Source organism: Mycobacterium sp. (genome assembly GCF_049585075.1).
In the GTDB taxonomy this organism is placed as follows: domain Bacteria; phylum Actinomycetota; class Actinomycetes; order Mycobacteriales; family Mycobacteriaceae; genus Mycobacterium.
This window is the reverse complement of the sequence record NZ_JBAUZA010000316.1, coordinates 1-5,838: the sequence shown is the minus strand read 5'-3', so window position 1 is coordinate 5,838 and position 5,838 is coordinate 1. Positions and strand designations below refer to the sequence as shown.

5 protein-coding genes are annotated in these 5,838 nt (G+C 65.5%); 3 read left to right on the top strand and 2 right to left on the bottom strand.

Annotated features, from left to right (window positions below):
• Nucleotides 1-799 (bottom strand): FIST N-terminal domain-containing protein (locus WB785_RS15190; RefSeq protein ID WP_424080152.1); only part of this gene is annotated, 799 nt, incomplete at its 3' end.
• Nucleotides 800-864: 65 nt separating this feature from the next.
• Here WB785_RS15190 and WB785_RS15185 point away from each other — a divergent pair.
• Both WB785_RS15185 and WB785_RS15180 read left to right on the top strand, forming a co-directional pair.
• Nucleotides 865-1,713, top strand: a complete 849-nt coding sequence (locus WB785_RS15185) for an SDR family NAD(P)-dependent oxidoreductase (RefSeq protein ID WP_424080151.1) — start codon at nucleotides 865-867, stop codon at nucleotides 1,711-1,713.
• A 376-nt stretch (nucleotides 1,714-2,089) separates the two neighbouring features.
• Entirely contained in the window at nucleotides 2,090-3,484 is a 1,395-nt protein-coding gene (locus WB785_RS15180; protein ID WP_424080150.1) for an FAD-binding oxidoreductase, read from the top strand.
• Between the two features lie 347 nt (nucleotides 3,485-3,831).
• On the opposite strand, the gene WB785_RS15175 is transcribed toward WB785_RS15180, so the two are convergent.
• Entirely contained in the window at nucleotides 3,832-4,008 is a 177-nt protein-coding gene (locus tag WB785_RS15175) for a hypothetical protein (RefSeq protein ID WP_424080149.1), read from the bottom strand.
• Between the two features lie 199 nt (nucleotides 4,009-4,207).
• On the opposite strand from WB785_RS15175, the gene WB785_RS15170 reads away from it, so the two are divergent.
• Nucleotides 4,208-5,752 (top strand): adenylate/guanylate cyclase domain-containing protein, encoded by a 1,545-nt coding sequence (locus WB785_RS15170; RefSeq protein ID WP_424080148.1) that lies wholly within the window; start codon nucleotides 4,208-4,210, stop codon nucleotides 5,750-5,752.
• Nucleotides 5,753-5,838 lie beyond the last annotated feature (86 nt).

Genomic DNA, 5,838 nt, shown 5'->3' with positions numbered 1-5,838 from the left:
GCCCACGGATTAGGAAGTCGCCCTGACCCGGTGTCGCCAGGTGCTCGTCGACGACGATCCCGATCACCAGTCCGTTGCTGACCAGATCCTGCTCGTCGGGAGGCAGCCCCGCGACGATCTCTTGCAGCCGCTGCAGCGGCGGTCGGCCGCCGAGCTCGGTGATCGTTGCGCCGTCCGCGCCGGTGACGACGTACGGGTGGCCGATCGGCCGACAGCCCTGCGACACGATCGGGATTCCGTGCACGCCGGACAGGCGCACGCCCACGAGGCCGGACGTCAGCACGCCATGGTCGCGGAACAGGCGAGTGTCGCCCGGTCCTCGGCCACCGCTGACCACGCCGCCCACTACGGTCGTTCCCGGCAGGTCGGTGTTGAGGTGTTCGATGAACACGCTCGACGGGAATGTGTACGGGTCCGGCAGTAGCAGGTACAGATCGCGGGTGGTGCGGTCGAATCGGTAACCAGTGATCAGGCCACCCGGGCCGGTGCGGACGAAGTCCAGTTGGAACGTCTCGGCGGCCAGGCCGGACGCCAGCCACACCGCCACCGCAGGCTCGTCCTCTATCTCGCGGCGGCCGGCGACGATTGTCTGGGCGATACAACCGATCAGCGCGGGCGCCTCGACCGTCCGCTGTACCGCGTCGAGAACGTCCACGGCCTCGTCGCTGTGTGATCGCGATCCGAGCAGCACGGCCAGCGAGGGCGCCTCACCGGCGAGCTCGTCGCGCGCGTGCGCTGCAGCCTCCACCGCGGCCTGCCGTGCGTCGGGTGCGGTGGAAACCCCGACTCCGATCCGCACCCTTTCATGATGCGCCGCATACCCTCGTGATTGACAGCGGTCGAGAGGGTCTCAATACTCCAGCCGTGATCGATTTAGGACTATCGGGCAAGCGTGCCGTTGTGTCGGGTGCGGGCTACATCCCGGAGCGCGCGGGCCATGGCTGGTTCACGTCGTTGGCCCTTGCTGAGGCGGGCGCCTCGGTGGCCTGTATCGATATCGATAAGCAGCGCGCCAATCGCATTGCCGGCGAGATCGTCGGCAGCGGAGGCAATGCCGTCCCGATTATCGCCGACATGACCGACCTTGCGCAGGTCAGTCGGGCGATCGACGAAGCGGTCGCAGCCCTGGGCGGTATTGATGTCTGCGTCGATATTATCGGCGGTGCGACCTGGTCGAAGGTCGAGGACTTCAGCACCCAATTGTGGGACGCCGCAATCCATTACAACCTGACCCAGGTCTTCTACCTTTTTCAGGCCGTGGCACGGCAGATGATCGCCCAGCGCAGCGGTGGATCGTTGGTCGCAATCGCCTCGGTCGACGGCATTGCGGCGGCGACCTACCATGCCGCCTACGGCGCCGCCAAGGCCGGCGTCATCTCGCTTGTCAAAACCTTCGCAGATGAACTGGGGCGCTACGGCATTCGCGCTAATGCGGTCGCGCCGGGCAATGTGGGCTCCGGCAACGAGGATCAGCCGCCACACGAGTACGCCGTCAATGGAATTAATCCGCTGGCCCCGCCCCGCGCCCACGATGTCGCCAACGCCGCGTTGTTCCTCTCCTCCGAGCTGGCTGCCCGCATCACCGGTCAGACCCTCGTCGTCGACGGCGGCGCAACCAGCCGGCAGCTGTGGGGGCTGCCCGAATCATCGATCTCGTCGAACCCGGACAGCGCGATACCGGAATTCATGAGACCTGGCCCGTTGGGCAGCTAGGGCGGTGCCGATTTTGCCCGCCTCTGAGCGACAAACTAAGGGAGGCAAGGGTCTTGTCGCTCAGAGCCGGGCACATCGGCGCGTCTCAAGCCCGCGGAGACTCGTGTGACTGTTGTGACTGTGCCTGTTAGCGAAACGACGGTCGCCGATAGGCCTCGAACGCGCGGCCTGCCCGCGAGCAGCGGCGCGACCGTTCGAGCCGTTGGTCGCGACCCCAAGCCGCGCCGATTCGATCTCCTTATCGCGGCGGTCGCCGTCGCGCTGGGCATCCCGCTCATCACCGGCAATGAAGCTGGTTTCGCGGGCATTCACGACACTTTGACTGTCATCGCTGTTTAGAGTGAGCGCAGCGCAAGCCTTCGAAGGTGAGGCCTTCATGAGCGACATCACGGCGCAGCTTTCAAAAATCGTCGGGAACCACAACCTGCTGACGGGTGAGGCAATCCCCGAGGACTACTTCCACGACGAGGTGTTGACGACGGCGCCGCAGAAGCCGGCCTACGTCGCCAAACCGGCAACTTCTGAAGAGGTAGCGCGGCTGCTCAAAGCGGCCGGCGAGCACAAAGTTCCGGTGACGGCCCGCGGATCCGGGACCGGCTTGTCGGGCGCCGCGATTCCGCGCGAAGGCGGGTTGGTGATCTCCTTCGAGCGGATGAACGCGATCCTGGAGGTCGATACGACCAACCAGGTCGCCGTCGTCCAACCCGGCGTGACTCTCACCGAACTGGACGCCGCGACCGTCGGCACCGGCCTGCGCTACATGGTTCAACCCGGCGAGTTGTCCTCCAGCGTCGGGGGAAACGTCGGAACCAACGCCGGCGGGATGCGAGCGGTGAAGTACGGGATCGCTCGTCATAATGTGCTCGGGTTGCAGGCGGTGTTGCCGACCGGCGAGATCATCCGAACCGGCGGCAAGATCGCCAAGGTGTCCACCGGCTACGACTTGACCCAGCTGATCGTCGGCTCCGAAGGCACGTTGGCCTTGGCCACCGAGGTGATCGTCAAGCTGCATCCCCGCCTCGACCACAGCGCCACGGTGCTCGCCCCGTTCACCGACTTCGACCAAGTCATGGAGGCGGTGCCCAAGATCCTCGCGTGCGGGCTAGTGCCCTACATCCTCGAGTACATCGACAACATGACGATGGCCGCACTGGTTCACACCCAAAACCTCGAACTTGGGATCCCCGACAACATCCGCGACAGCTGTCAGGCGTATCTCGTTGTGGCACTTGAGAACCGCACCGCCGACCGGCTGGATGAAGATGTCGAGCGGGCCGGTGAGCTGCTCGCCGAACTGGGTGCCGTCGACGCCTATGTACTCGAAGGAGCTTCGGCGCAAAGGCTGATTGAGGCTCGCGAGAAGGCGTTTTGGACGGCAAAAGCGATCGGCGCAGACGACATCGTTGACACCGTTGTGCCGCGCTCCGCGATGTCCAAATTCCTTTCCGCCGCACGCGATCTGGCGGCGACCGCAGGCGGTGCCGCGGCCGGCTGCGGGCACGCGGGCGACGGCAACGTGCACTTGGCCATCATCTGCAAGGATCCGCAGAAAAAGAAGCAGCTGATGACCGACATTTTGTCGCTGGCAATGGAATTAGGTGGTGCAATCTCCGGGGAACACGGTCTTGGTCGCGCCAAAACTCCGTACTTCCTCAAGCTCGAAGACCCGGTCAAGGTCGACCTCATGCGCCGCATCAAACAAAGCTTTGACCCGGCAGGCATCCTCAACCCCGATGTTCTCTTTGCGGCAGAAGAAGCGCAGCCCCGCTAAGTGGCCGCATCGATGGTCTCGATCGCGCAATGGAGGCCCGAAGCATGTGCAAGTGCTCGGCAACCGGCCGATAGCAACCGGGATCTGCGGCACCGGGAATCCCTTACGTCACAAGAAGTTAGGGATATGACGATTTGCCCGCCTCGCAGCGACAACTGAAGATCCCCCAACGCACCGCGACAAATTGTCGCTACGAGGCGGGCAAATCGTGTGCCGACTCCGCCGGAGGCCGGCGCCGGATGGCTCGGCTGGCCGTCCCCGGGCCCCCTCTCCCCGGGGGCGGCACGATCTTCGCGGGGCGACGCTGCCCTGGCGCAATCCCGACTAAGCCGAATGCCGAGGAAGTGTTATGCCGCAAGGCCGGCGGCCCAGGCGTGAACCTGGGCATCACTACCGACTATTTGTGTCTTGATCATCATGGAGGGCGCGTAGAGCGTGCCCACCCAACGTCCCTTCTCAAAGTCCACCCGCAGCACCCCACCGTCAGGCAACCTGCGATGACCACTGCGCATCGCTGTGCCCATTTGGCCACTCCCATCGGTTGCGGTGCGGCGGTGAGCCGCTCTTATATATAGATAGACGGGCGAGCACGCAGGAGGGTTCAGCGGAGCAAGTCTGACCCGCGTACGTACAGGCCGGGCTCTGAGCAATCACTAACTGGAAATACCCGGGGACGGTCATTGGTTCCCCGGCGCGTGGTGGGATCAGCAGTACGCTCATGCGATGCCAGAAACGTCATACGCCAAGTGCGGCGATCTCAGCCTGGCGTATCAGGTGTTTGGCGACGGGCCGGTCGAGCTGATCATCGTCGAGCCGTTCGTCAGCCACGTCGAGCTGGTCTGGACCCTGCCCCAATTCAAAGCCTTCGTTGATCAGCTCGCCACATTCTGCCGCGTTGCCCTGTTCGATAAGGCCGGGGTCGGGCTATCGGACCCGGTGTCAAAAGTTCGCACGCTGGAGGAACGAGCGGCCGAGGTCGAGGCTGTCATGGATGCGGTCGGCTTCGGACAGGCCGTCGTGGCCGGTCTGAGTGACGGTGGACCGGCCGCCATGATGTTCGCGGCCACGCGGCCCGAGCGAGTGCGCGCGCTGATCCTTCACGGCACCTGCGCGTATTGGAGCTTCACGGGGTGGGAAGACATGGATCGCGACCCGGCCGAGCTGCGGTCACGCTTCCTTGCCGAGCTGGGCGAGGACTACACGCCGTCGGTTGAACAGCTCGCCCGCTTCCAGGAAGGCGGCCGCGCCGTGCGCTCCGGGTGGGGCAGCGGTGTGGCAGCCAGCATCAGCGCGCCGTCGGTTCGGTCGATACGCCAGCTCGGAACGTTGGAGCGCATGTGCGCGAGCCCGGGAATGGCGCGGGCGTCATTCGAAGCGGCGTTTCTGACCGACGTGCGGCCGATCTTGCCCACACTCACCATGCCAACCCTGGTCATGCATGCCCGCGAAGACAACGCAGTTCCGGTGCAGGGCGGCCGGTATCTCGCCGACCACATCCCGGGCGCGCGGTACCTGGAGGTCGAGGGTGTAGACCACGCACCCTTTTTAACCGAGCCTGACAAGATCCTTGCCGGGGTCGAGGAGTTCCTCACCGGCAGCCATGCGGCGCCGGCGCAGTCACATCGTGCCCTGCGCACCGTGCTATTCACCGATATCGTCGCGTCGACCCAACACGCCGCAGCGAGCGGCGACGAGCGATGGCGGGCGATGCTGCACCGCTTTGGTGAGATCACTGCTGACCTCACGGAACGATTCGGTGGCACGGTGGTCAAAAGCACCGGCGACGGCCACCTCGCCACGTTCGACGGCCCGACGCAGGCCATCCGCTGCGCCGAGGCCCTGCGCGATGACGCCGAGACGCTGGGCATCCAGATCCGCGCTGGCATCCACACCGGCGAGTGTGAACTGCTGGATGCGGACATCGGGGGAATCGCGGTACATATCGCGGCGCGGATCCTCGGCAAGGCCGGCGCCGGTGTAATCCTCGTATCGCGCACAGTGCGTGACCTGGTGGTCGGCTCGGGCACCGGCTTCGAGGACCGTGGCAGCGTCGAGCTGCGTGGCGTGCCCGGCACATGGCGACTGCTGGCGGTCAACCGCCACGGCCCGCGGGCGGGATCGGCGGAGGCGGAACTGGCGTCCACGCCCACTCCTGGCCGACGGACGACGATGCGCCGATCGGATCGCGTTGTCGAGGTGATAGCGATGCGCGCGCCGCGGCGTGTGCGCGGGCTGGCCCGCATCACTTCGGTCGCCGGTCGCAGCTGAACAGAGGTGCGGTGATCCTGGCCGTCGATCTCGGCAAGATGTCCTGCCGGGCCACAGCAGCCGGCCGGCGGGCCGAAGGCGCGGGC

Excerpts from the sequence above, each read along its gene's own strand:
- WB785_RS15180 (WP_424080150.1), top strand. The coding sequence starts at position 2,090 with ATGAGCGACATCACGGCGCAGCTTTCAAAAATCGTCGGGAACCACAAC.
- WB785_RS15175 (WP_424080149.1), bottom strand. The coding sequence starts at position 4,008 with ATGGGCACAGCGATGCGCAGTGGTCATCGCAGGTTGCCTGACGGTGGG.
- WB785_RS15170 (WP_424080148.1), top strand. The coding sequence starts at position 4,208 with ATGCCAGAAACGTCATACGCCAAGTGCGGCGATCTCAGCCTGGCGTAT.